Here is a 25,659-nt window from a genome sequence, read left to right on the forward strand (position 1 = left end):
CGGGCGGAAGCGGCCGCCGGCGCGGATCGGCCGCCGCGTCGGCTCCCGCGCCGGACATTTCTCCGACTTTCGAACCAGCGTGCCAGTACCGATGACCGGAGCGTGCCCGCTCGACTACTGTGCCTGCTTGACGGACCATCAGTGGATCACCGGGAGGAAACCGTGCGCCGGATCGCCGTTGTCGGAGCGGGCCAGGCAGGCCTCCAGCTCGCGCTCGGGCTGGTGGCGGACGGGTACCGGGTGACGCTGGTCGCCGAGCGCACCCCGGAGCAGCTGCGCGGCGGCCGGGTGCTGTCCACCCAGGCGATGTTCGGCCCGGCGCTGCGGATCGAGGCGGCGGCCGGGCTGGACCTCTGGGCCGAGCAGGCGCCGGCCGTCTCCTCGGTGCAGGCCGTACTGGCGGCGCCCCCCGGCGTGCGGGCGCTGGAGTACACCATGACGCTGGACGAACCCGCCCAGTCGGTGGACCAGCGGCTCAAGCTGGCCGCCTGGCTGGAACTGCTGGCCGAACGCGGCGGCGAGATCGAGTACCGCACGCTGGACCGCGGCGGACTGCAGGAGCTGGCCCTGCGGCACGAGCTGACCGTGGTCGCGGCCGGACGCGGCGCCCTGTCCGGGATCTTCGAACGCGACGCCGTCCGCTCGCCCTTCGACCGGCCGCAGCGGGCGCTGTCCTGCCTGTACGCCCACGGCGTCGGCTCGCCGGACCCGGCCGCCGGACCGAGGGCCCGGATGAACGCCCTGCCCGGCCTCGGCGAGCTGTACCTGCAGCCGGCGCTCACCCTCTCCGGCCCCTGCGACATCCTGCTCTGGGAGGCGCTGCCCGGCAGCCCGCTGGACGCCTTCGGCGACGCCCCGCCGCCGGACGTCCAACTGGCCCGGATCCGCGAGCTGTTGGGCGAGTACCTGCCCTGGGAGGCGGAACTCTGGACGGAGGCCGAGCCGACCGACGCGGGGGCCGGACTGTTCGGCACGGTCACCCCGGTGGTCCGCCACCCGGTCGCCGAACTCGGCTCGGGCGTGGACGCCGTCCACGTGCTCGGCCTCGGCGACGCGGTGGTGGTGACCGACCCCATCACCGGACAGGGCGCCAACAACGCCGCCCGCGCGGCCGATGCCTACCGCCGGGCCGTCGTCGAACACGGCGACGCCCCGTACACGGCCGACTGGATGTGCCGCACCGCCGAGCGGTTCTGGCAGCAACAAGCCCGCCACAGCGTGGAGTTCACAGCCGCGATGCTGACCGTGCCGGACCACCTCCAAGGCGTGTTCGCGGCCGCCGCCGAACACCCGGAAGTCGGCCGCCGGCTCGCCAACACCTACGCCGAACCCAGCGACCACGCCGCCTGGCTGGCCACCCCCGACCTGGCCGCCGCCTACCTCGCCACGCTCGGCTAGCACCGCCACTCCCCGCCTCGTACGCGCAGCGCCCGGCCCCGCCGCGCGCACGAGGCAACAGGCGAACGCGACTGTGGACTCCCGTCGGCATGCGGCCGAAAGCCCCGTCCTAGCCTTGAGCCGTGATGACCATCTCGTCGATCCTCGGGCAGTTCGATCTCTGTGCGGACAAGGCGGAGTTCCCGGACCTGGACAACGGTTACTACTACCCGGTGGACGCGCGGATCCGCCTGTTCGGCGACAGCACGCGCTGGGCCATGGTCGCCGAGCTGCTGGGCTACAGCCCGCGCGGCGGCAACCTCATCGACGTCGTCCACAGCTTCGGCAACTGCCTGACACATGGCGAGCCCGGCTTCAGCGGCTTCCTGGACCGGGTGGACAACATGACGGAGATCGATCCCGAGGGCACCGAGGTCTATGCGGGAGAGGTGCCGGTCGTCGTCCGCGGCACCGCGCTGGCAGTGGACGCCGCCGCGGGCACCCCACTGCAGGACGTGTTCCGTAGGCTGGCGCCCGCGAACAGGGGGCTTCTGCTGGCCGACGAGACGGAACTGCGGTCCGCCATCCCCTCCGACTTGCCGGAGCTGCTGCGGCTCGACGAGTGGAACCAACCGGAGGACTTCTGGGACGTCAAGCCCAGCGCGCACGAGACCTTCCGGATGATCGCCGAAGTCCTGGACTCCGGGGACCCGGCCCGCTACCGGCCCACACTCCCGGCGAACACCCATTGGTCCCATTGGCCGGCCGCCGGAAGCCTGTGACGTCCGCCCCCCCACGTGCCCGCGGCACCCCGCCACCGTCGTGCGGGACCCGGGGGGCATCGGGACGAAAGCCGGCGATGGCTTGTCGAAGCCGGTCCGACGAAACCTGCGGGCCGCCACCGGATCGGCGCCGATATCCTCGCGGGCGTGATCGACGAGGGAACGATGGGCATGGATGAGGGCGCTCCGACAACGGCGCGCCTCCGCGAGGTGCTGAACCGTACTGAGCGTGTTGTGATCGCCGAGGGATCTCCTGACGAGGCGGACTCCGCCGGCGTGGCGCGGATCGTGGTGACCGGTGCTGAGATTGCAGACCTGGCCCGAGTGCTGGCCATTGTGGACGGTGGTACCGGCGACCGGTGCCTGTGCGATGGCTGGCCGACGATCACGGTGCATGACGTCAAGGGCGAGCTGATCGCCTGCTGGACGCTGCACCACCAATCCGGTCTTCGAGGCATCGGTGACTGCGATGCCGACCTTCAGGACGGTCCGGCACTCACCGAGTGGCTGGCGGAGCGCGGCCTGACCGGATCGCAGGAGGTTCAGGCGGGACTGGCGGAGCAAGAGGCGGAGGAAGACCGGCGTCGGCTGCGTTGGCTCCAGGCGGCGCCCGCCCGGCTGCGCGACGCGGCCATGGAGGTCTCCAACCCGCCGGGGCGTGACCCGGAAGCCTGGTCGGATCGGCTTCACGACGCCGAGGTCCAGCTCGCCACGCTCGTCCAAGATGGCTGTCCCGACGGGATCGAGCGGATCCGTGCCCTGCTGGCATGGGCCGGGGTTCCCGCGAGAGAGTCCACCGGCGGCCTGAAGTGGTACGACATGGCGGTCCAGCAGCTACTGCTCGCCGAGGACCCTGACCTCATCATCGCGGCGCTCGCCACCGGCACGCCGAGCCCGGGCCAGCTCGACGGCGCGGCCCAACTCTTCAGCTCCTTCGAGTGGACCACCGCGCACGGCAAGGACCTGGCCGAGCCGCTGCGGTCGATGCTGATCGCGCACATCCAGGCGGACGGCACCGACCCTATGAGGTTCCGGCTGCGCCACGGCTACTACGGTGCCGAACGAACTGCCTGACAGGAGGCTGCAGCGAGGACGGGCCCAGCCGGAGCCTGCCGGTGTAACCCGCCGGCTCCCGGACGCGAACCGGCGGAAAGCGTCTACGGCTGACCTTCGGGAGCTACTTTGGCATAGAGATCGAGGTATTCCTTCCCGTCGTCCGTGATGCTGGCATATTTCTCCAGCGGGAATCCTCCTTTCCCCTCCTCGTCTTTCATCGCTTGCAGTCCGCGATTCCCGTCTTTTGCCCGGAGGTACCCAAGGGCCTCCAGACGCTCGCATTCCTGCTTGAGGCCCTGCTGATAGTCGACCCGGTCCTCCTCCTGCCCGTTCAGTTTCCTGAGGTGGGCGCGCTCATGCTTCCCCAAAATTCCGCGGAACGCCGTCTTGGAGACCGTTTTCATCCCTTCTTCAAGATCTTTGATCCGCTTGACCTTGAAGATCCCACCCACTTCGAAGTCACCCAGGAGGTCAGGGCTGACTAGGAGAGCACACAGGACCAGAAGGGCCAGAGCCAATAGTCCGAGCCCAAGGAGATCAGAAATGTCCCCCTGGGCCAGGCGGGCAATCAGGACGCCCAGAAGAGCGATTGCGGCGGCTCCTATCGCCCAACCGAGGCGGCGAGCATCCAAACCCGTCACATGATCGGCATGATTACTCATAATTACCACCTCTTGCTGCCAGCAAGCTGGGCAAGAACAGTTCACATCCAGCGTCTCATCGATGACGCGGCCCCGGAAGAGTCGTACTCGCCGGACGGCGCGACAGCGCGTGCCAGCCGGTGCGGGGCGGATTCGGAATCCAACCCCGGCACCGCCGTGTACACCGGGATCGCCGTCGGACCCGGGGAGCCGAGCAGCAGCGTCGCATGGGCCTGCTCCAGCACCGCCTGCTCGTCCCGGAACCGTCGGAACACCGGACTGTGCTCGCGCGACTCGCCGATCTCGCGGGCGAGCGCGGCGTCTCGGGGCCGCCTGCCGACCTCGGTGCGCAGCAGGCCGACGGTTTCCCGGACCTTGGCCTCCCAGACGACCTAGAGTCGGCGCACCCGCAGGTCGGTGACGACCAGTCGGCTGACGACGCGCTCCTCCAGGCGCAGGCGCCCGAAGTTAAAGAAGGTGCCGCGGCGAGCTGGTTCCAGGCGAGGATCGCGCTGCCCGGGCCGACCAGGTACGCGGGTGTGAGGGCCATCGAGTCGAGCACCGCTTGCAGGTCCGGCCGTCGTTAGGCCGGAAGGCGGATCCCGGCGGCGCGTGTCGACCGGGCGAGGCTGCGCAGGTAGCGGCGTTCCCCCGCGCTGAGCCGCAGGGCCTCGCAGGCCGCGTCGAGGACGGCGTCGGAGATGCGGCGGTCATGAGTCCGACCCCGGGCATCGAGGCGAGGACCGTGGAAAGACGCGTTCGGCGGAGGGTGCGGCGAGTCGGTCGGCCCAGCTGCCGGTCCAGGTGGTGATGGTGGCGGGGTCGGCTCGTTTACCAGGCCCACACCCGACCTGACGGCCACGACGGATGGGCCGTCACCCAATGTGGCCCGCTGCCCCTGTGGGATCAGGTCGAGGACGCCGTCGAAGCCTGGCAGGCGGCAGGCGCACCGCACCTGGAGCACTTCGGCATCACCGTCACCGGCGACGGGCAGCGGGTCTGGCTCGGCGACGAGGACGGGCCCGGCTGGGGCCTGCCGGTGTGACCCGCGGCTCCGGGACGCGAACCGGGGCCCGTCGCTCGTGATGCCGGCATGGCGGGTAGCCGGATCATCGGCTGCAGAAGCAACGGATACAGCTGACCTGGGGCGACGCGTTGGTCACTCCACGGGCGGGGTTGGACGGGGTGGTTCGGGGACGCTCCTCGCCTCGGTGAACGCCACGCGACCGCCCTTCAGCTCCGGGTGTCATGGCCCCTCTTGCCCGTACCTTGGCTGGACTCCACCAAGGGCCGGCGCCAAGCTGAACCACCCTGACCGACGTCCGCCATTCGAGGGAGCCCGAGCCCCGCTCAAGCCGAGGTCCGGATGACGCGCCACCAGGTCGGACCCTGCAGCCATACGGCCCCACGTGCCATCACTTATCGCACAAATGAAATCACAATAAGTGATTGGTCGGCTATGGCCTGCCGCGTTGCCGCACGGCGGAAACAGGCTTCACCCAAGCCAGGACGTCAGGAGACATCGTGATCAGACATCACGCCCTACAACAACCGCCCTCCGGAGTGGAGGTGAGACGAGGCCAAGCCCGCAGGGGCGTCGGAACTCGTGAGCAGTGGCGGCGGGCGGGGGGTGGTGACGGGACTGTGTGTGGTCCTGTCCGGCGCCGGACTGACGCCCGCGACCGCCGCACAGACGGGGGCCGCGCCGGCCACCGCCCCGGTGCAGGCGCGAGGGGCTGATCCGTCGTTCACCTTCGGCTTCACCGGGACGCCGCAGACCCTCACCGTCCCCGCGAACGCGGTCGTCACCATCACCGCGGACGGCGCGGGCGGCGCCGACAACACCGGCACCGCCTGTGGCTTCACCGGGAGCGGGGGGACGGGGGCGCGCGTCGTCACCACACTGCCGGTCACCAGCGCCCCGACGATCTACACCGTCAACGTCGGTGGCACCGGCACCGCCGGCTGCAACGGAACCGGCACCGGCGGATACAATGGCGGCGGCGCGGGCGGTACCTCGAGCCAGCCCACGGGCCAGTTCCGGAGGGGTTCCGGAGGGGGCGGGGCGTCCAGCGTCAGCACCGGGACCGACCTCCTCGTCGTCGCCGGCGGCGGAGGTGCCGACGGCGGCGCCCCCTTCGCCGGCACGGTCGCGGGGGGAGACGGGGGAGCCGGCGGCACACCGGACGCCACCGCCGGTACGACCGGAGCGTCCGACAGCGGTGGTTTGCCGGGATCCGGCGGGCAGGGCGGCAGCACCAGCACCGCGACGGGCGGCGCCGGCGGAGCGGCGGCCACCCCCACGGGAGGCTGCACGCCGGCCGCCGGTGACCCGGGGAGCGGCTTCACCGGCACCACGGTCGGCGCCGGCGGCGCCGGCGGCAACAACACCGGCGGCAACTGTGTGGCCGCCGGGGCCGGAGGAGGCGGTGGCGGAGGGTACTTCGGTGGCGGCGGAGGCGGCTCCGCCACCCCCGGCAGCAGCGGTTTCGGCCGCGCGGGTGGTGGCGGAGGCAGCAGCTTCGCCACTCCGACGGGCGCCGGGACGGCCTATACGGCCTCGACGATCGGGACGGCGAACCAGAACGGTCAGGTGATCATCTCCTACACGGTGGTCACCCCGTCCTTGACCATCACCAAGACCCACACCGGCAAGTTCGTCCAAGGCCGGGACGGCGAGTACACCATCACCGTCGGCAACACCGGACCCGGCGCAACCGACGGCACCACCGTCACCGTCACCGATACCCTCCCCGCGGGACTCAAAGCCGACAGCATCAGCGGCACGGGCTGGACCTGCGACCGCGATACCCTCACCTGCACCCGCAGTGATGCCCTTCCCGCCGGGGGCAGCTACCCGCCCATCACGCTGCAGGTCGATGTCTCCTGCAAGGCCGACGACGAGGTCACCAACAGCGCGACCGTCACCGGGGGCGGGGACACCACCATCCACACCGCCACCGATCCCACCGAGATCAAGCACCACAAGCACCACAAGCACGACAAGCACGACAAGCACGACATGCGCTGCGACCGCCACGAGCACTGGTAGGCCACCCGGCCCCGGCGACCACCTCCACGGGGACCCCCCGTCCTCGCCCAGCTCGAGCCGAGCTCGGCGAGGACGGCGCCGGATGAGAGTGGCGCCTGCTGACCGCATGCCACAACTTCCGCACACGTCTGCACATGTCGGAACCGCCGGACTGGCCACCGTAACGGGCTGAGCGGCCTGGTCGGCCACGGCCCTTCACGGGCAGCGGGTGACCACCCGGCACGACGAGCCGTGGATCTCCGTCCCGCAGCCGGACGAGCCCACCGGCCTTCAGGCGCTCAAGGACGGGATCGGACGCCGCTGGGCACTGCGGGCAGATCAAGCCGAGCCGCTCGTCCACGACCTTCCGGTCGCCCTCCACCAGCGTTCGACTGTGCCGCCGCCTGCGCTGTCGCTGACGGCCCCCTGTGAGAACGCCTCCGAGGATTCGGCTGACGGTGCCACACGACCCGTTGGGCGCTGCGAAGGCCGCGGTGCCGATGCGCCACGCCTGCTTCGATGTCCCCGGTGACATCTACGGCAACAGGTCGGCCGGCCTGGCGTGTTCCGCCAGGCCGGTCGACCTGTTGATCTTCTTGTCCTTGTGATTACACCTGGTACCAGGAGCGGAAGGATTCTCCCGGTGAGCCTTGGTCGATGGCCCAGGTGGTGCCTGCGGTGTCGGTGGTGGTGACGATCATGGCGCCGTTGTCGAAGAGCATGACGCGCGGGTCGCCGGCGAAGATCATGTTCGGGTTGCCGAGGTAGGCGCCGGTGCTGAATCCGCTGGTCGGACTTCCTTGGCCGAACAGGGCGATGTGGCCGTTGGTGGTGCGGGCGACGAGGTTGACGGTGCCGCCGGCTCCGGGGGACAGGACGATGCTGGTGGCTCCGTTGGTGCCGCCGGTGAGGCTGATCTTGTACCACTCGCGGAACGGTGTTCCGGGTGCGGCCTGGTCGATGGCCCAGACGTCGCCGTTGACGTCGATGGCGGCCACGACCATGGTGCCGTTGGAGGCGGTGGTGACGCTGGGGTCCCCGGCGAAGGCGGGCGAGGTGGTGCCGAGGTAGGCGCCCGGGCTGAATCCGCTGGTGGGGCTGCCCTGGCCGAAGAAGCCGATGTGGCCGTTGGTGGTGCGGGCGAACAGGTTGACGGTGCCGCCTCCCGCGGGGGATGTTACGGCTGCGGTGCGGCCGGTGAGGCCGCCGCTGGCGCTGACCTTGAACCAGGTGCCGAAGGCGGAGCCGGGCGCGGTCTGCGTGGTCGCCCACAGGTCGCCGCCGGTGTCGATGGCGGTGACGGTCATGCTGCCGTTGGCGGTGAGGGTGACGGCGGGGTCACGGGCGAAGACCGGCGCGGAGCCGCCGACTGCCGTAGCGGGGCTGAAGGATGCGTCGGGGCCGGCCTGGGCGTAGTCGACGATCTGTCCGGCGCGGGTGCGGGCGAAGACGTGGACGGTGCCGCCGGCGGCCGGCGACAGGATCGGTGCGGGGTCGCCGGTGTGGAGGCCCTGGCTGCTGAGCTGGTACCAGTTGCGGAAGCCGCCCGTGGTGCCGGTCTGGCTGGTCGCCCACAGGTTGCCGTCGGCGGTGACCTTGACCGCGACGAGCGTGCCGTTGGCGGCGCGGGTCATGGTGGTGGCGGGGCTGCGCAGGGTCTGTCCGCCGTCGAGTGCGGTGACGGTGTGCAGGTTGCCCTGGGCGGCCAGGCGCGGTTGTCCGAGCCCGGTCGGCGTGCCGGGGTACATCAGCAGGCAGCCGGTGGGGCAGGTGGTGGTCTGGGCGGTTCCGTCCGGGGTGTAGTAGGTCACCGGGGTGGCGGAGTCGGCTGGAGTGGTCGCGAGGACGTCGCCGGTGGTCTGGCCCGGGGTCGGGGTGAACAGGGGGTAGCCCCTGCCGCTGTCGGCGACGCTGCCGTGCAGGTTGCCGGGCGTGGTGATCAGGGGCCGGTGCTGGGGGTCGAGGCCGGTGGCGTAGACCGTGCCGGTGGCGGGGGCGGCGGCCTGGTAGCCGCGGCCGTCGGCGTTACGGGCACCGAGCACGAGGCGGACGCGCCCGTACTCGGCGTCGTTCGGGTCGGTGGTGTTGCGTCGGGCGAGCAGGTCGGGGATGCCGTCACCGTTGACGTCGCCGGGGGCGAGGACGTCGTAGTCGCTCCAGCCGGAGGCGGAGACGACGGTGCCGGGCTTCAGCCTGTTGGTGTCGGGTTCGCCGGCGAGGGGCCCTGCGGCTGTACCGCTGTAGAGGACGAGGGCATCGCCGTCCTTGGTGACCAGGTCGTTTCCCGGACGGTTGTCGAGGTCGCCGACCGCGAGGATCTGGTTGGTGGCGGACCAGTCGCCGCCGCTGGGGTGGGCCAGTTCGGCACGCCGGGACTCGTCGGGGGCGCCCATGCCGTTGCCGGGGTAGAGGTAGAGCCGGGTGCCCTGCTTGACGAGGAAGTCCTCGTAGCCGTCCTCGGTCTGGCCCGGGTTCTGGGTGGTGAAGTTGCCCCGGTGGGTGATCAGGGCGCCGGACCACCCCGGGTTGGCGGTGGTCCGAGGCAGGTCGAAGGTGCCGTCTCCGCGGCCCGAGTAGAGGACGAGTTCGCCGGTGCTGGTAGCTGCCACCAGGTCGGCGTGGCCGTCACCGGTCAGGTCGCCGGGACGGTCGCGGACGAGTGCCGGATCGGTGCTGTCGTGGACGAAGGTGGGGAACGCGGTCGTGATCAGCCTGGTGCTGGAGTTGGGGCCGCCGTCCGAACCGTCGTAGGGGGAGAGGTTGCCGGCCTTGTCCGTGGCCTGGACGGTGAGCCGGTTGGTCGGATACATGGTGGGCGTGATCGTGACGGTCGCGGTCCCGTCCGGGCCGGCGTCCACCCACGTTCCGCCGCAGCCCTGGTTGACCACGGGCAGGGGCTTGTTGAGGGAGTAGCAGAACCCCTTCAGGCCGAACTGGTCACTGGAGGCGAACTTGACCGTGCGCGGGTTGCGGGCGGGTACGTCCTCGGTGTCGATGCTGTGGCCGTCGGCTGAGGTGACGGTCGGCTTGGACGGTGCTGTGCGGTCGACGTTGAAGCCGCAGTCACGGCCGAAGCCTGAGCCGGTGATGCCGTCCTCGGCCTGGACGTGCCACTTGTAGCGGCCGCCGTCACGCAGGCTGTCGGCGCCGAGTCTCGTGATGGCCCAGGAGCCGTTGGGGGCGCTCGCCCAGACCGGCGGGAAGAACTGCCCGGTGTTGTGGTCCCAGGCCTCGAACTTGGCGCTCAGGGCGACGTCGCTGTCCGGGTCGGAGATCCTGGCGGTCAGGACGACGTCGTTGCGCCCGACGGTGGGCCAGGCCGCAGGGTCGCTGATGCACGGCACGTTGACGTTGCTGCTGCTGCCCGGTGTCCACTGGCTCTCCCACGCCGCGTAGTCATGGAGGACCGGGGGCCGGTTGTAGGTGACCTCGAGCCAGGGGTTGTTCTTGAACCGCTTGTAGCTGTTCTTGTTGCCGAGGTAATTGTCCGGGGTGCGCAGGCCGAAGGCGACGCTGTCGTCGCCCCGGTCGGCGGCGCCCTGGACGACGGCGCGCAGGTTCTCGGTGCTGAAGTCCACGCCCTGGACGCCGGGGCAGTAGGTGGGGTTGCCGTGGGCGAAGGCCTTGGCGTCCAGTTGCCAGATCCAGGAGGCCTGGTTGTTCCAGGTCGGCGTTGTGGTGTTGATGGGGCCAGTCGCCCAGAGTTCGGTGTTGCCTGCCGCGGCCGGGTCGCAGCCCCAGGAGTGGGTCTCCTCGACGTGGAAGGTCGCCGACATGATGGTGGCGCCGGCCAGGCCGTGGGTGTTCATCTCGAAGTAGGAGCGGGTGTTGCCGCTGCCGTTGTAGCCGACGCGCGGCTCGTCCGCCGGATTGTCCGAGTTCCAGCCGTTCCCGTCCGGGTAGGCGGCGCCCGGCGTGGCGGAGTAGATGACCGCCCAGCGGTTGCGCCAGCCGTCGGTGAACGTCGGGTCGATGACGACCGGGAAGACGGTGTCCGCGCCGTGCAGCAGCTCGGCGTCCGGGGTCAGCCGCAGCGTGTCCGAGGTGATCTCGGTGGCCATCGCCTTCGGCGCGTGCTCGGTGGCACCGGGCGCGGCCGGGGTCGACGGCGGGGTGCTGTCGGCGGACTGCGCGGCCGCTGCCGGCGCGTTCTTGGCCACCGGCAAGGGCGCGGTCGTGGCGGGCTGCTGGGCAGTTGCGGCCGGGGCGTGGGAATCCCACATCCGTGGGGCCTGCGCCGTGAAGACCGTGCCGCCGGAGCCGTCGGTCGCGGCGATTCGGCCGTCCTGACCCGAACTGAGGGTAATGCCCGCGGTCTTGAGGCCGTAGGTGACCTGGGCCAGGCGTGGATCCTCGGCGGCCTGGCGGGTCCTGACGACCAGCTGGTGGGAGAAACCGTCGGCCTCGGCGAGGATCTTCAGGTCCACCCCGGGCAGCACGTCGCGGTACAGGGCCGTGCTGCCGTTCAACTCGGGCTGCGGCAGCGGCGTCGGCCACGTGATGGCCAGGGACTTGCCGTCCTTCTGCATGGCCGCCAGCGGAGTGTTCCCGCCGGGGGAGAAGGTCATGGGGAAGACGGAGGCCTTCGGAGTGATGGTCCCGTCGGGACGGCGCTCGAGAGTGGCATCGGCCGGCTGCCACTGCCCGCCGACCCTGGCACGGACCGGCCGCGCGTGCCGGCGTTGGGTGAAGCTGCCGTCGGGGTTGGCGACGAGGTCGGTCGTCTCGTCCTGTCGTTCGGTGATCTCGACGGGCTTGCCGCTTTGGCGGGCCTTCAGAACAGCGGACCGTTCGGGGGTGTCGGCCTGAGGAGGGGCGGAAGGACTTCCCGTGTCGGCATAGACGGGGACATGGCCCAGTACGGCGATGCTCACGGCGGCGGCCGCGATCAGCGCGGTTGCCGTTCTCCGGGTGGTTCGCCCTATTCGGTGGGCGTTGTGACGGTGCATCCCCTTCACTTTCTGTGCGGTTCGCAGACGTCCCCATCATGCAAGCCGGCAGTGACGGTCCGATCGGATGCGGAGGTCTTTGTCCGGATGGGAGGGCGAATCGGATGCCACATTGTGATCACAGCGCGCGAAGGTTCGGCCTGATGGTGGGAGAAAGGCGGAAAAATCACTTCTTTGTGACGTGATGTCTGCCCCGAGGGCTGCCGCCCTCGATGTGAAGGAGTTATAAAAGAGAGATAAATGGCCCTGTAGGAAGAGTGGTTGGCGAACAATCAGGGACGTCCCGTCGGCGGCTCTTGGTAGCGTCCCGCCGGGTGTGATCGCACCCGCACAACACGACCAAGAGGAAAGATACGGATGTATCCATCCGACACGGGCGCCTCGCCCGGACCGCGAACGCGTCGGTCCGAGGCAATAACACGCCCTGTGCTCCGTAAAGTCGCGCCCATGGCCGTGACGGCTCTGATAGCCGCCGCCCTACAGATTCCGGCCGTCGCGGTAGCGGCCGGCGACGAGTTCAAGTTGCCGCCCGTCCAGCACACCGAGTCCGTCCCGCTCTCCAAGGTGGAGCCGGAACGCCGTGACCCGAAGGCGGGCCAGCCCCCGACCGCGCCGCCGGCCGCGGCCTGGCCCAAGCCGGGGAAGGCCGAGCTCGACCTTCCGGCGGCTCCGACGCAAAAGTCGGTCCCCCAGGCGAAGGCGCCGGGCCTGCCGGTGAGCGTCACCTCCGTCGGGCACGATCCGGCAGCGGGCGGGCAGTCGAAGGTCCGGGTGGGTCTGTCGGACCGCGCCGCTGCGGCCACCGTGGGTCTTGACGGTGTCCTGGTCAACCTGGAGCCGGTGGCGGGCAGCGCCACGCCGGACAAGGCCCGGGTCCAGCTGGACTACAAGGCCTTCCGTGAGTCGTTCGGGGCCGACTGGGGCTCCCGGCTGACCTTCGTCCAGCTGCCCGCGTGCGCGCTGACCACGCCGGACCAGCCGCAGTGCCGTACAGCCACGCCACTGGCCACTTCGAACGACACCAAGGCCGGGACACTGACGGTAGACGTCGCGGTGGCCACACCCGTCGGTCAGGCTTCCTCCGACGGCGTCGTCAAGTCGTCGTTCGTCCAAGCGGCGAGCACGTCGCTCGCCGGCGCCACGGTGCTGGCCGCCACCGCTGGGGCATCGGGGCCGGAGGGCGACTACAAGGCGACGTCGCTGGCGGCATCCGGTACGTGGTCGGTGAGCGGCAACACCGGTTCCTTCAACTGGTCCTACCCGATCCAGGTGCCTCCGGTGCCCGGCGACCTGTCCCCCAAGGTCGCCCTCGGCTACTCGTCCGCGGCCATCGACGGGCGCACCGCATCGACGAACAACCAGTCCTCCTGGATCGGCGACGGCTGGGACTACAACCCGGGCTTCATCGAGCGCAGCTACACCGCTTGCGCGGGTGACAAGGGTTCGGGCAGCAACGCTCCGGCCACGGGTGGTGACCTGTGCTGGAAGTCCGACAACGCGACGGTCTCGCTCAACGGCAGCAGCTCCGCGCTGGTGCGTGACGACGCCACGGGCACGTGGAAGCTGTCCAACGACGACGGCTCGCGCGTGGAGAAGCTCAACGGCACCGCGACGGACACCGCCAACGGCGACACCGACAACGAGTACTGGAAGGTCACCACGACCGACGGCACCCAGTACCTCTTCGGCAAGAACCGCCTGCCCGGCTGGAGTACCGGCAAGCCCGAGACCGGCTCGGCCCTGACCGTGCCTGTGTTCGGCAACCAGCCCGGCGAACCCGGCTACGCCCCGGCGTTCAAGGACTCCTCGCGTGACCGCGCGTGGCGCTGGCAGCTGGACTACACCGTCGACCCGCACGGCAACGCGATCGCGTACTTCTACGACCAGGAGAAGAACGCCTACGCCAAGAACATCAGTGCCGCCACCGGAACTCCCAAGGCCGATGCGCTCTACACCCGTGCCGTCACGCTCAACCGCATCGAGTACGGCCACCGGGCCGGCCAGGTCTACGGTGCCTCTCCCGCGGGCAAGGTGACCTTCTCCACCACCGACCGGTGCGTGGCGACCGACTGCTCCTTCACCAAGGCCAATGCCGCCAACTGGTACGACACCCCGGTCGACCAGTCCTGCGACAAGGACCAGGACTGCCGCAACGGCGCCCCGACCTTCTGGTCCAAGAGGCGGCTCACGGGCATCAGCACGCAGGCCCTGCAGAGCAACGGCAGCTACCGGGACATCGACGCCTGGAGCCTGGACCAGTACTTCCCCGCCACCGGTGACAGCGGTGGCCGGGCCCTGTGGCTGCAGTCCATCACCCGCACCGCCAAGGCTGGCGCCACCCAGCTGACTCTCCAGCCGGTGACGTTCGGCGGGGACCTGCGTCCCAACCGGGTCGACTCCGCCGAGGGCCGCCCGCCGATGAACCGGTACCGCGTCAACCGGATCACCTCCGAGACTGGCTCCAACACCGACGTCAAGTACACCGACATCGATTGCGTCGCGGGAGCCCTGCCCGCTCCGGACAGCAACACCAGGCGCTGCTACCCGACCTGGTGGACTCCCGACGGCGCGGTGGACCCGGTCCTCGACTGGTTCCACAAGTACCTTGTCGAGAAGGTCACCGAACACGACATGGTGGCCGGATCCGGTTCCCCCGACAAGGTCACCGCCTACGAGTACCTCGACGGGGCGGCCTGGCGGCGCGACAACTCCGAGTTCACCCCGGACAAGCAGCGCACCTGGAACGACTTCCGCGGCTACCAGCGGGTCCGCACCCGCGTCGGGGACTCCGGCAAGAGCCTGACCGAGACCGTCTATTTCCGCGGCATGGACGGCGACACCCTCGCCAACGGCCAGCCGAGGCCGGTCAACCTCCTCCAGGGCGTAAAGGACAGCAATGAACTCGCCGGCTTCGGCCGCGAGAGCACCGTCTACGACCAGGACGGCGGCAAGCCCCTCACCAGCACGGTCAACACCCCCTGGCTCCGGAGCACCGCGAGCCGCGCGGTGAAGGCCCTGCCGAGCAAGGACGGCAAGCCCACCGCGACCCCGCCGGGCGAAACCGGCCGTTCCGAGGCCGCCGCCCTGCCCCCGGTAACCGCCACGATGGTCCGCACCGAGAGCGTGACCACCAACGCGTTCCAGCCGGACGGCAGCACGGCCCGCACGCTCCGTGAGAGCCGCACCTTCGACGGCTACGGCCAGACCACGGCGGTCTCCGACGAAGGTGACACGAACGTCACCGGTGACGAGCAGTGCACCCGCACCGCTTACGTCACCCCGGACACCGTCAACTGGCTGATCTCCTACCCGCAGTCCGTCCAGACCACCAGCACGCTCTGCTCGGCCAACGCCACACCGGTGACCGTCACGAGCGAAGCCAGGACGGTCTACGACGGCAAGCCGCTCGGGTCCGCTCCGGAACCGGGCAGGGGCTACGCCACCGCGACGGAGGCCCTGGACCGCTACGACGGCACCACTCCGCACTACGTGACGGTCAGCACCACTGCCTATGACCAGTACGGGCGTGCCATCTCCGTCAAGGACGTCAACAACGCGGAGACCACGACGTCCTACACCCCGGCGAGCGGCTCCCAGGCCACCGTCGTCCAGTCCACCAACCCCAAGCAGTTCACGACCACCACCACCTACGACGGCCTACGGGCCCTCCCGATGAAGGTCGTCGACGCCAACAACCGCACTACCTACGTCGACTACGACGCCATGGGCCGCACCACGGCCGTGTGGAACCCGGGCCGGGACAAGAACGCTTCGCCCAACGCCACGTACGCGTACACCATCGAGCCGGGCAAGCAGCCCGCCGTCACGACCAGGACCCTGCTGGGAGGCGGCGACTACCGCACCAGCATCGCCCTGTACGACGGCCTGCTCCGCCCGCGTCAGGTCCAGGAGGAGGCCCACGGCGGCAGCACCGCCCACAACGGCGGCCGCACCATCACCGACAGCTTCTATGACAGCCACGGCCGGGTCTACCGCGCCAACGCTGCCTACTACACGACCGGGGTGCCGGAAGCGGCGCTGTGGATCGGTCTGGACAACAAGGTCCCGTCCCAGACCGAGACCGAGTTCGACGGCCTCGACCGACCGACCGCCAGCATCTTCAAGTCCCTGAACGTGGAGAAGTGGCGTGCCACCACACGCTACGGCGTGAACTGGGGTGCGACCACCCCGCCCAAGGGCGGCACCCCCACACTCACGATCACCGATGCCCACGGTCGGACCTCCGAGGTGAGGCACTACAAGAGCGGAAGCCCGGACTTCGACGCCGCCGCGTCAGCGTACGAGACCCTGAAGTACACCTATAACCCGGCCGGTAAGCTCACCCGGTTTACCGACGCCGCCGGCAATGCGTGGACCTGGGAGTACGACCTGCTCGGTCGCCAGACCAAGGCCGTCGACCCGGACAAGGGCACCACCACCAGCGCCTTCAACCCCGATGGCACCCTCGCCACCGTCACCGACGGCCGGGGCAAGACGCTCGCCTACACCTACGACATCCTCGGCCGCAAGACGGCGATGTTCGACGGTTCCGCGGCGGGCCCGAAGCTGGCCGAGTGGGCCTACGACAGCCTGCCCGGCAGCAATGGCATGGCCACTGGCAGCACCCGCTGGGAGAACGGCAAGGCCTACACGACCGCCGTCACCGGATTCGACAGTGCGGCGCGGCCCACGGGCAACACCGTCACTGTCCCGGACAGCGAAGGGCTCCTCGCCGGTACCTACACCGCGGCCCAGACCTACACACCCGACACCGGTCTGGTCGACACCACGACCTACCCGGCCGGCGGAGGACTCCCGCAGGAGACAATCCACCGCAACTACACCTTGCTGGGCCTGCCCACCACGGTCAGCGACGGCGGCTACCAGGTCTACTCCCGGGGCAACTCGTACTCACCGTTCGGCCAGCTCGAGCAGAGCACCATCGGCCGATTTGGATCCGGTGCCGTTCAGACCTACCTCTACGAGGACGCGACCCAGCGCCTCGCGCTGGTCCAGACCGATCGGGAGAAGAGCGGACCGCAGACCCTCAACAAGAAGACCTACACCTACAACCCGGTCGGCAACATCACCCGGGTCCGCGACGACCGCGACAACGCCACCGTCACGGACACCCAGTGCTACACGTACGACTTCGCCCAGCGCCTGACCAACGCCTGGTCGGCGACCGACAACTGTGCCGTCGAGCCGTCCGCGACCAGCGACCCCCACGTCGGCGGAGTGGATCCGTACTGGAGCAGCTACACCTACGACGCGGCCGGCAACCGCACCCAAGCCACCAACCGCACCTTCGGCGCCGCCCCCGGCCCATTGATGGACACCGGCAAGGTGACCTCCGTCGCCATCGCCGGTGACGGCCAGACCAGCGCCGTCGCGGTTGCGGACGGCCAGGTCTACCTCTCTCAGCAGCGTGCCGACGGCACCTGGGCCAACTTCGAGAACCTGCACAAGACCCAGGCAGGGCCACTGCCCGCCCCCGTCGACTTCGTCGCGGCGACCTGGGCCGACAACACCCTGCAGATCATGGCCATCGCCGGCGGCCGGGTCTGGCACACCCTACGCGGCGCAGACGGCAAGTGGGGAGGGTGGGGCGACGTCACCAGCGTGGTGGGCCCCATCGCCAACCCCAGCCAGCTCTCCCTGTCCGCCACCGCCTCCGGCCTGGAGGTCCTCGCCCTGTCCGACGGCGTGCTCAAGCACACTCTGCGCAGGCCCGACGGCGTCTGGGCGGGCTGGGGCAACGTCTACGGCGAGACCGGCAGCCTCACCGGAGCCACTCGTGTCGCCAGTGCGGCCACCGGTTCCGGCCTCGAGGTCATCGTGGTCGCGGGTGACAGCATCTGGCACACCATCCGCTTCGGCAATGGTGTCTGGCAGAAGTGGGGCAACGTCTACGGCGCCACCGGCGCTCTCATCACGCCCACCGGCGTCACCGCCACCGCGACCGGCGCCGGCCTCGAAGTCGCCGTCATCGCCGGTGGAGGCATCTGGCATACCATCCGCAGGCCCGACGGCGTCTGGGCGGGCTGGGGCAACGTCAGCCAGGTCGTCGGCCAGCTCAGCCAGCCGCTGTCGGCGTCGGTCGTCAGCTCAGGCGGGGACCTGAAGCTCGTCACGGTCGCCGGGGGAACGCTCAACTACACCAAGCGGGCCTACTCCACCGGCACCTGGATGCCCTGGAGCCAACTCACCCAGGTCCCCGAGAACCCGCCGAGCGACCAGACCCAGCGCACCTCCACCTACCCCGCCCCCGGAGGCACCCGACCCCACGCACTCAGCCGTGTCGACATCACCGGCACCGGCGCCCGGACCGACACCTTCACCTACGACGGAGCCGGCAACACCGTCCGCCGCGTCACCGCCGACGGCGACCAGACCCTCGAATGGGACACCGAGGGCCACCTCGCCAAGTCCACCACCGCGGGCAAGAGCACGACCTTCCTCTACGACGCCAACGGCAACCGCCTCCTGCGCCGTGAACCCGACTCGGTGACCCTCTACCTCGACGGCCAGGAACTCAAGCTCGACAAGACCGCCAACAAGGTCACCGGCACCCGCTACATCGCCGTCGCCAACGCCACCGTCGTCAAGGCCTCCGACGGAACCCTCAACTACCTCATCAACGACCAGCAGGGAACCGCCCAACTCACCATCAGCGCCGACAACCTGGCGTACACCCGAGGCGACACCACGGCCTTCGGCACCCCTCGGGGCAAAAAGCCGGCCTCCTGGCCCACCGAACGAGGCTTTGTCGGCGGCACCAACGACGCCACCACCGGCCTAACCCACCTCGGAGCCCGCGAGTACGACGCGGCCAACGGACGCTTCATCTCCGTCGACCCCGTCCTCGACCTCACCGACCCGCAACAGATCAACGGCTACGCCTACGGCAACAACAACCCCGTCAACCTCAGCGACCCGAGCGGACTGCGTCCCGAGGGAGTCTGCGGTGGATTCGGTACCTGTTACGACGACAAGGGCAACGTCACCAACGAGACGTTCAAGCTCGAGAGTGACGGGACCTGGACCGAGAACTACTGGAACCACTGGAGCGGGAGCAAGGAACACCCCAACGTCGTAAGCCCACACGTCTACATCATCTATCACGGCGGAACGACCAAGTCCGCCATCCGCGAAATCTTCGACTCGGTCCAGTTCATCCCTGGATTGGGCGGCGTCGGGGCTATCGGTTCTGCCGTCATGGACGCCTACGACGGCCACTACATGAGTGCGGCCCAGAGCCTCGCGGGCGCCATCCCCGGTGAGCGTCTCTTCGCGATGGCCGGAAAGGCAGGGAAAGCCGCCCTGGCGGCGGACAAGGCCCAAAACGTAGCCGACCAGGCTTCCGACGCCTTGTCGATCCTCTCGTGCGATCCCGCCCAGGCGGGTGCGACGCACAGCTTCCCGCCGGGCACACGTGTTCTCTTGGCTGACGGTACGACCCAGACGATCGAATCCCTCCAGCTCGGGGACCAGGTCCAGGCTACCGACCCGACAACGGGAGAAACCGAGAACAAGTCGGTCATCCGCACCATCCGGACGCCGGACGACGAGCACTTCACCGACCTGCAGTTGCAGGTCAACGACTCCAACGGCAGTCCCGGAACGGTAGAGACTCTCACCAGCACCCAGCACCACCCGTTCTGGGACGAGACCACCCGCCAGTGGACCAACGCCGCCGAACTCACCCCCGGCGACACCGTCCGTACCGTAGACGGCCGCACTCCCACCGTCCTGGCAGTAAGGAACTACGACACCGCTCCCCGGGTTGCCTACGACCTCACAATCGCTGACCTCCACACGTACTATGTGCTGGCAGGTAAGACTCCGGTACTCGTTCACAACAGCAACTGCACCGTGGGTCGATGGATGTCAGAAGACGAGCATCAGGCAATGCTTGACACGGGAAAGGTGCAAGCGGGAAGTGGCAACACTTCAACGTACGTAGCGCATCCCGCTAACGCCGATGCCTACCGGAAGCAGGCTGCGCCAGGGTCGATCTACGTGGAGTTCGATGTGCCGTGTTCCTGCCTGAAGCCGGCTGGTGAACCCGGGTGGGCTCAGATACCCGGACCGCAGCATCCGATTTACTCGAAACTCAATGCCAAGCGCGGCCTCCCGGCGCCGGAAATGCCTTCATTTGAGAACCTCAGGATTGTAGGAAGAAAATGAACGAACCTCTACCTGAAGTGCTAAGAGCGCGAATCCATGACGGTGGCCCTCGGCTTGAAGGGGCGGGATTTACGCTTGAGGTGTTTGACTCCTCGGAGCGCGCGGAGAAGAAGTCCTTTGGGGTCTATGTCGAGAAAAACGGGAGGGGCTTCTATCTAACAGTCTGGAATTCAGGTGAGGTTCAAGTGTCGACTATTGACTATGAGGTCGACCCTTCTCCCTGTGAGAAGTACTTGTCCGACGTGCGTGCCGACTGGTTGGGAGCCGAGTTCGAGAAGCTAGTTGATTGGGTCACTGGGAGCGGTAGCCAGGGCTGAATCAGTTCGGTCTCGATCAAGGCCGAGCATGTGATGGCATACGCGAAGCCCCGCCGGGATCGGCGGGGCTTCTGCGTGGGGTGACGGCAGTAGTTGATGGCAATGTCAGCGGACTGGTTCTGCATAAAGCGGTGGGTCGTCGCCGTGGTCGGGGTCGGTGGCAGCCCCGGAGGCCTTGCCGAGAGTACGGCCGAGGAGGTCGACCGCGTCTCGCTGGAGGCGGAGGCGGACGTGGGCGTACACCGTCGCGGTCACGCCGAGGTGGGCGTGACCCAACAGCTCCTTGATGACGACCAGTTCGACGCCCTGTTCCAGGAGGAGGGTCGCGGTCGAGTGCCTCAGGTCGTGGAACCGGATCGCCCGCAGGCGGGAGCGGCGGAGGAGCGCGTTGAAGTGGCGGGTGAGGGTGGCGGGTTCGATGGGGTGGCCGTCCGGGCGTGTGAAGACGAGGCCGTTGTCCACCCACTCTTCACCGGCCTGCTGCTTCTCGCAGGCCTGCCGGTCGCGGTGCGCGCGGAGCGAGGTGATGCAGGTTGGCCGGGAGGACGATGCGGCGTTCCGAACTGATGGTCTTGGTCGGCAGGGTGGTGAGGCCGCCGGTGCGAGTGCGCTGGAGGGTGCGGCGGATGCTGGCGGTGTCGGCGTCGAGGCCGAGGTCTTCCCGGCGCAGGCCGAGGAGTTCGCCCTTGCGGAGATCGGTGCGCAGGCCGAGCTCAAACAGGGCCTGAAGGCGGTGACCCTGCACGGCGGTGAGGAAGGTGCGGGCCTCATTGGCGGTGAGGGGTTCGAAGCGGCGGGGCCGCGGCGTGCCGGTGCGAACGTTGCGGGCAACGTTGCGCGGGATCTCTTCCTCCCGGGCGGCATGCTCCAAGGCGGACTTGAGTACCGAGTGGATGTAGGCGAGGGTCAGCGGGGAGAGCCGCCTGCCGCAGCACGTGCCGATCGCGCAGCAGCGGGGCTGGGCCCGGGCGGTGTCGAGGCCGCGTGCACAGCACTGGCAGGTGGTGCGGAGCTGGTTGAGCCAGGTGCGCACGTCCTTGGCGGTGAGCTTGGCGAGCTTCTTCTTGCCGAGGCCGGGGATGAGGTAGCGGTTCGTTCAGGCGGTGTAGCGGGTGTGGGTGGTCTCGCGGAGCTGGTGGATGGCGATGTGCTCCAGCCAGTACGTCAGGTATGCCGCGACGCTGCCCTGCGGAGACCATGGGGACGCCGCGGTTGCTGGTGGGCGATCTTCTCTGTATGAGTTTGGCGAGGGCTTCCTTGCGGGTGATGCCGTAGACGCGGATGCGCTTGCTGGTGTCGCCGGGCGCGAGGACGTAGCCGGCGGCTTCCCAGCGGCCGGCCCTGCGCTGGTAGACGGTGCCGTCGCCGTTGGCGTGGATTCAGCGGGAGGCGGGGGTGTCGCGGGGTGTGGTCATCAGGCGGCGTCCTGTTCAAGTCGGGTGCGGATGAAGTCGGTGAGCGCGTGGGTGGGGATGCGGTGGGCGCGGCCGAGGGTGATGGAGGCGAGCTGCCGGGTGCGGAGCAGGTCGTAGACGGCGGAGCGGCCGAGTTAGAGGCGGGCCATGACCCGTGGGGGCCAGCAAGGGGCCAGAGGGCGAGCACGGGTACGCCAGGGCCGTCACACAGGCGGCCAGCCGGGGTAGTCAGGCCAGCCGGGGTAGTCAGGCCGTCCGGGGCGCAGGATGACGTGGACGTCCACCATCGAAGGCGGGGCGGCTGGCGGTGGCAGCGCTGGTGTCGCTGGTTGTGCTCGCGTTCTTTCTGACTCCCGTACAGCATTTTAGTGTTGACCGTCCCGGGTGGGACCTTTCCAAGGTGGACCGTGCGGTCTGGCCGGGGTGAGGCGGGTGGTGTCCAGGGGTGGAGCCGGTAGCCGAGCCGTTCGAGCACGGGGGCGGCCTGCTGGCAGAGCCGAAGTTCGCGGGTGGTGGAGTCGACGGCGGTGGACTTGCCCAGTCCAATGGGCCCGTCCACGGCGGGCAGCCGCCGTCCGTACTGCCTGCCGCGCGAGGGGTGTCATCGGTCGAAGGTGATGTTGAGATCCCACTCCTGCCCCCGTTGGTGACTGCTGAGGCGCCGACCCCGGGGGAGAGTGGTCAGTGCCAGACCGACGGGACGTGCGCGACCAGGTAGGCGATGGCCATGAAAATGATCCCCGCAGTGACCTGGACGAGCAGCCCACCGAGGAAGCCGCTCGGGTTCGGGCCGGCGGCACCGAAGGGGTGCTGCTGGAGAAAGATTGTGATGGCCTTCTCAGCGGATGTGGGCGCCAGTCCCATCAGAACCGTGACCCTTCTGAGGCGTCGGGCCGAGCATCCGGTCGACGAGCTCTCGCACGTGCCCGAGTTCTTGCGCAAGACCTGACCGTCAGCCGCTCACCGTGGTGCTTCCCGGGGGCGCACCCCCGCAACGCACCCGGCAGTGCTGGGTCCGACCGACGGACATCGGGTCGGCAGGCGCGGCACCCGCACGTGGGCCGGCTGGTCAGCCGAGGTCGAACTGCCAGTACGCGGTGTCGCGGTATCCGGGCGACTTCGGGGCGACCTCCAGTGTGACCGGGCCTCCTTCCCTGTCGGGCTTCACCCGTACCGGCACGGTGCGCTTCTGCTCCGTGCCGAGGGGCGGGGTGAGGGCGGTGACGGACTCGGCCCGGTCCAGGAAGGTCATACCGGGAGCAGGGGCGGGAGCGGAGCCGGCACCGGAGGTGGGGGTGGGGGATGGGGCGCCGGAGTCCATGGCCTTCCCCGCGCGGACCACGACGGGGGCGGAGCCACCGGTCGTGCCGAGGCCGGTGTCGGGGGACGTCCCGCCCGGGCGCAGTTCCTGGCCCGTGCCGTTGTCGTAGGTGATGGTGAAGCTGTAGCTGTTGTCGGGTTCCCGGTGGGGCGGGCTCACGGTGATCCGCAGGCCGTCGTCGTAGCGGGCGGTCCCGCCGGCGCGCAGGGGCTCGACCACGGTTCCGGGGCCTTTGACGTACCCGTGCTGGGTCAGGGAGTCCTCGAACTCGGCCAGCGCCATGGCTCCGAGGACGGCCAAGGCGGTGAGGAGCGCGAGCACGATCCCGCAGATGGTGGCCCAGTGCGGGCTGGCGGAGGGCCGGGGCTGGCTGGGAGCCGCGTTCGTGTCCATGCGCATCACGGTAGGAAGCGGCCGGCCGGAGTGCATGAGCGGGCGTACTCAAGGGCCGCCTGAGTAGTGCCGAGGCGCGGTTGGCGGTGGGGCCGGTGACGAGGAGACCCGAGCCGCGACCCGCACTTGCCGCCGGGCGGCCCGCGGGATGACGCTGGAGGAGAAAGACGGCAACGGGTGTGGGAGGCGTTGCTCGTGGACGGAGGCGAGCCTGCGGGCCAGTCGGCCAGTGGCCACCGGAGTGTGCCGCACACGGCTGACCTGCGGGTGGAGGCCTGGGCGCCGACGGCCGAGGGGTGCATCGGCGAGCTGGTGCACGGCGTGGTCGGGAGCTTCGTGGACCTCTCCGGCGCGCGGGTCGTCGGCGAGCGTGGCTGCACCGTCCTCGCCGTGAGTGACCCGGACCTGCTCGCGGGTGTCCTGGAGGAGGTCGTCTACCGGATGGACGTCGACGGCGAACTGCCCGTCGCCGTCGCGATCGGACCGATCGAGGGCCTGGACGGCGCCCGTCGGGTGGCGGTCCGCTTCCGGATGGCCGATGCCGCGACGGCCGCGCTGGTCGGCGCGGTGCCGAAGGCCGTGTCACTGCACGACCTGGACCTGAGTGCCGGGCCGGACGGCTGGACCTGCCGGGTCACCGTGGACGTCTGAGCGCCGGCCCGGGCACGGCGGACCGGACCTGCGGGAGCGGGGTGAGCGAGGTGGAGATCGCACTGGCCGAGGCGGGCCGCAACCGCTGGCGGATCGAGCCGCGCCCGCCGATGCGGGTGCCCGGCGTGGTGTTCGCGAACGGCGCGCTGCTGCCGCAGGCCGCCGGGGACAAGGCGCTGGAACAGGTGGCGAACGTGGCGACGCTGCCCGGGATCGTCCGCGCCTCCTTCGCGATGCCCGACGTGCACTGGGGCTACGGCTTCCCGATCGGCGGGGTCGCCGCCACCGACGTCGAACGGGGCGGGGTGGTCTCGCCCGGCGGGGTGGGCTTCGACATCTCCTGCGGGGTCCGGCTGCTGGCGGCCGGCGTCGGCCGGGACGAACTCGACCCGGACCGGATCGGCCGACTGATGGACCTGCTGGACCACACCGTCCCGCGCGGCCTGGGCCGGGGCGGACTGTGGCGGCTGTCCGGGCCGGAGGAACTGGACGAACTGCTGCTCGGAGGCGCCCGCTACGCCGTCGAGCACGGCCACGGCGTGCCCCGCGACCTGGAACGCTGCGAGGACTGCGGTGTGCTGGCCGGCGCGGCCCCCGGCGAGGTGAGCACCCGGGCCGTCGAACGCGGGCTGCAGCAGGTCGGCAGCCTCGGCTCGGCCAACCACTTCCTGGAGGTGCAGGCCGTCGACCGGGTCCACGACGCCGAGACCGCCGCCGCCTTCGGACTGCGGCCCGGCCAGGTCTGCGTGATGATCCACTGCGGTTCGCGCGGCCTGGGCCACCAGATCTGCACCGACCACGTCCGCGCCATGGACCGCGAGATGCACCGCTACCGGATCGAGGTCCCGGACCGCCAGCTCGCCTGCACCCCGGTCGACTCCCCGCGCGGCCGCGCCTACCTGGGCGCGATGACCGCCGCCGCCAACTACGGCCGGGCCAACCGGCAGCTGCTCTCCGAGGCGGCCCGCCGAGCCTTCGCCACCGCGCTCGGCGTCGGGCTGGAGCTGGTCTACGACGTCTCGCACAACCTCGCCAAGCTGGAGACCCACGAGGTGGACGGCGAGCTCCGGACACTCTGCGTGCACCGCAAGGGCGCCACCCGGGCGCTGCCGCCCGGGGACCCCGACCTGCCCGCCGACCTGGCGCAGGCCGGGCAGCCGGTGCTGGTGCCCGGCACCATGGGCACCGCCTCGTACGTCATGGTCGGCCTGCCCGGCAACGAGGCCTTCCGCTCCGCCTGCCACGGCGCCGGCCGGGTGCTGAGCCGCCACCAGGCGCTGCGCACCGTGCGCGGCGAGCGACTGAAGGACGAGTTGGAGGCGCAGGGGATCGCGGTGCGGCCGGCTTCCTGGCGGGCGCTGGCCGAGGAGACCCCGCAGGCGTACAAGGACGTCGACGCGGTGGCCGCCGTCACCGAGGCCGCCGGGCTCGCCCGGCAGGTCGCCCGGCTGGTGCCGCTGGGCGTGTGCAAGGGGTGACGCGTGGGTGATGTGCGCAGGGGCGGGCGTACCGGGGTGAGTTCGCCGGACCGGTCCG

Annotated in this window: 13 protein-coding genes and 2 pseudogenes; 8 read left to right on the forward strand and 7 right to left on the reverse strand. The window is 69.8% G+C overall.

What is annotated here, in order from left to right:
• Nucleotides 1-162: 162 nt before the first annotated feature.
• The 3 genes from ACIQ87_RS28390 to ACIQ87_RS28400 all read left to right on the forward strand — a co-directional run bounded on the left by ACIQ87_RS28390 (nucleotide 163) and on the right by ACIQ87_RS28400 (nucleotide 3,233).
• Nucleotides 163-1,398 carry a styrene monooxygenase/indole monooxygenase family protein gene (locus tag ACIQ87_RS28390; RefSeq protein WP_402411779.1) on the forward strand — a complete coding sequence of 412 codons (1,236 nt, stop codon included), beginning with the start codon at nucleotides 163-165 and terminating at the stop codon, nucleotides 1,396-1,398.
• Between the two features lie 125 nt (nucleotides 1,399-1,523).
• A complete protein-coding gene (locus ACIQ87_RS28395) occupies nucleotides 1,524-2,159 on the forward strand; it encodes a DUF7003 family protein (protein WP_402411861.1) in 636 nt (211 codons plus the stop codon).
• A 147-nt stretch (nucleotides 2,160-2,306) separates the two neighbouring features.
• On the forward strand, nucleotides 2,307-3,233 hold the full coding sequence (locus ACIQ87_RS28400; protein WP_402411782.1) for a hypothetical protein: 927 nt from the start codon (nucleotides 2,307-2,309) through the stop codon (nucleotides 3,231-3,233).
• Nucleotides 3,234-3,316: 83 nt separating this feature from the next.
• Here ACIQ87_RS28400 and ACIQ87_RS28405 read toward each other — a convergent pair whose 3' ends face one another.
• Together ACIQ87_RS28405 and ACIQ87_RS28410 are read right to left on the reverse strand one after the other, a co-directional pair.
• The gene (locus ACIQ87_RS28405) at nucleotides 3,317-3,877 is read right to left on the reverse strand and encodes a hypothetical protein (RefSeq protein WP_402411784.1); all 561 of its coding nucleotides are present in this window, start codon (nucleotides 3,875-3,877) and stop codon (nucleotides 3,317-3,319) included.
• Nucleotides 3,878-3,918: 41 nt separating this feature from the next.
• A complete protein-coding gene (locus ACIQ87_RS28410) occupies nucleotides 3,919-4,212 on the reverse strand; it encodes a hypothetical protein (protein WP_402411864.1) in 294 nt (97 codons plus the stop codon).
• Between the two features lie 1,292 nt (nucleotides 4,213-5,504).
• Between ACIQ87_RS28410 and ACIQ87_RS28415 the strand changes: the two genes are divergently transcribed.
• Nucleotides 5,505-6,908, forward strand: coding sequence for a hypothetical protein (locus ACIQ87_RS28415; RefSeq protein WP_402411786.1), 1,404 nt, complete (start codon nucleotides 5,505-5,507; stop codon nucleotides 6,906-6,908).
• Between the two features lie 587 nt (nucleotides 6,909-7,495).
• Here ACIQ87_RS28415 and ACIQ87_RS28420 read toward each other — a convergent pair.
• Nucleotides 7,496-11,836 carry a hypothetical protein gene (locus tag ACIQ87_RS28420; RefSeq protein WP_402411789.1) on the reverse strand — a complete coding sequence of 1,447 codons (4,341 nt, stop codon included), beginning with the start codon at nucleotides 11,834-11,836 and terminating at the stop codon, nucleotides 7,496-7,498.
• Nucleotides 11,837-12,283: 447 nt separating this feature from the next.
• Here ACIQ87_RS28420 and ACIQ87_RS28425 point away from each other — a divergent pair, with 447 nt between their 5' ends.
• Both ACIQ87_RS28425 and ACIQ87_RS28430 read left to right on the forward strand, forming a co-directional pair.
• Complete coding sequence (locus tag ACIQ87_RS28425; RefSeq protein ID WP_402411792.1) at nucleotides 12,284-20,026, forward strand: polymorphic toxin-type HINT domain-containing protein; 7,743 nt, start codon at nucleotides 12,284-12,286, stop codon at nucleotides 20,024-20,026.
• On the forward strand, nucleotides 20,023-20,343 hold the full coding sequence (locus tag ACIQ87_RS28430) for a hypothetical protein (RefSeq protein WP_402411795.1): 321 nt from the start codon (nucleotides 20,023-20,025) through the stop codon (nucleotides 20,341-20,343). Before ACIQ87_RS28425 ends, ACIQ87_RS28430 begins: the two co-directional genes overlap by 4 nt.
• A 105-nt stretch (nucleotides 20,344-20,448) precedes the next feature.
• Here the strand turns inward: ACIQ87_RS28430 and ACIQ87_RS28435 are convergent.
• The 4 genes and pseudogenes from ACIQ87_RS28435 to ACIQ87_RS28450 all read right to left on the reverse strand — a co-directional run bounded on the left by ACIQ87_RS28435 (nucleotide 20,449) and on the right by ACIQ87_RS28450 (nucleotide 23,472).
• Nucleotides 20,449-21,722, reverse strand: a pseudogene (locus ACIQ87_RS28435) (tyrosine-type recombinase/integrase).
• 35 nt (nucleotides 21,723-21,757) lie between these two features.
• Nucleotides 21,758-21,907 (reverse strand): annotated as a pseudogene (locus ACIQ87_RS28440) (DNA-binding protein).
• A gap of 532 nt (nucleotides 21,908-22,439) precedes the next feature.
• Nucleotides 22,440-22,700, reverse strand: a complete 261-nt coding sequence (locus tag ACIQ87_RS28445; protein WP_402411798.1) for a hypothetical protein — start codon at nucleotides 22,698-22,700, stop codon at nucleotides 22,440-22,442.
• A 127-nt stretch (nucleotides 22,701-22,827) separates the two neighbouring features.
• Entirely contained in the window at nucleotides 22,828-23,472 is a 645-nt protein-coding gene (locus tag ACIQ87_RS28450) for a hypothetical protein (protein ID WP_402411800.1), read from the reverse strand.
• Nucleotides 23,473-23,715: 243 nt separating this feature from the next.
• Here ACIQ87_RS28450 and ACIQ87_RS28455 point away from each other — a divergent pair, with 243 nt between their 5' ends.
• Both ACIQ87_RS28455 and ACIQ87_RS28460 read left to right on the forward strand, forming a co-directional pair.
• Nucleotides 23,716-24,123 carry an archease gene (locus ACIQ87_RS28455; RefSeq protein WP_402411802.1) on the forward strand — a complete coding sequence of 136 codons (408 nt, stop codon included), beginning with the start codon at nucleotides 23,716-23,718 and terminating at the stop codon, nucleotides 24,121-24,123.
• 50 nt (nucleotides 24,124-24,173) lie between these two features.
• On the forward strand, nucleotides 24,174-25,601 hold the full coding sequence (locus ACIQ87_RS28460; RefSeq protein ID WP_402411805.1) for an RtcB family protein: 1,428 nt from the start codon (nucleotides 24,174-24,176) through the stop codon (nucleotides 25,599-25,601).
• The last annotated feature ends 58 nt before the right edge of the window (nucleotides 25,602-25,659 follow it).

The sequence above is a fragment of the Kitasatospora sp. NPDC096204 genome, from assembly GCF_044763205.1.
GTDB lineage: Bacteria > Actinomycetota > Actinomycetes > Streptomycetales > Streptomycetaceae > Kitasatospora.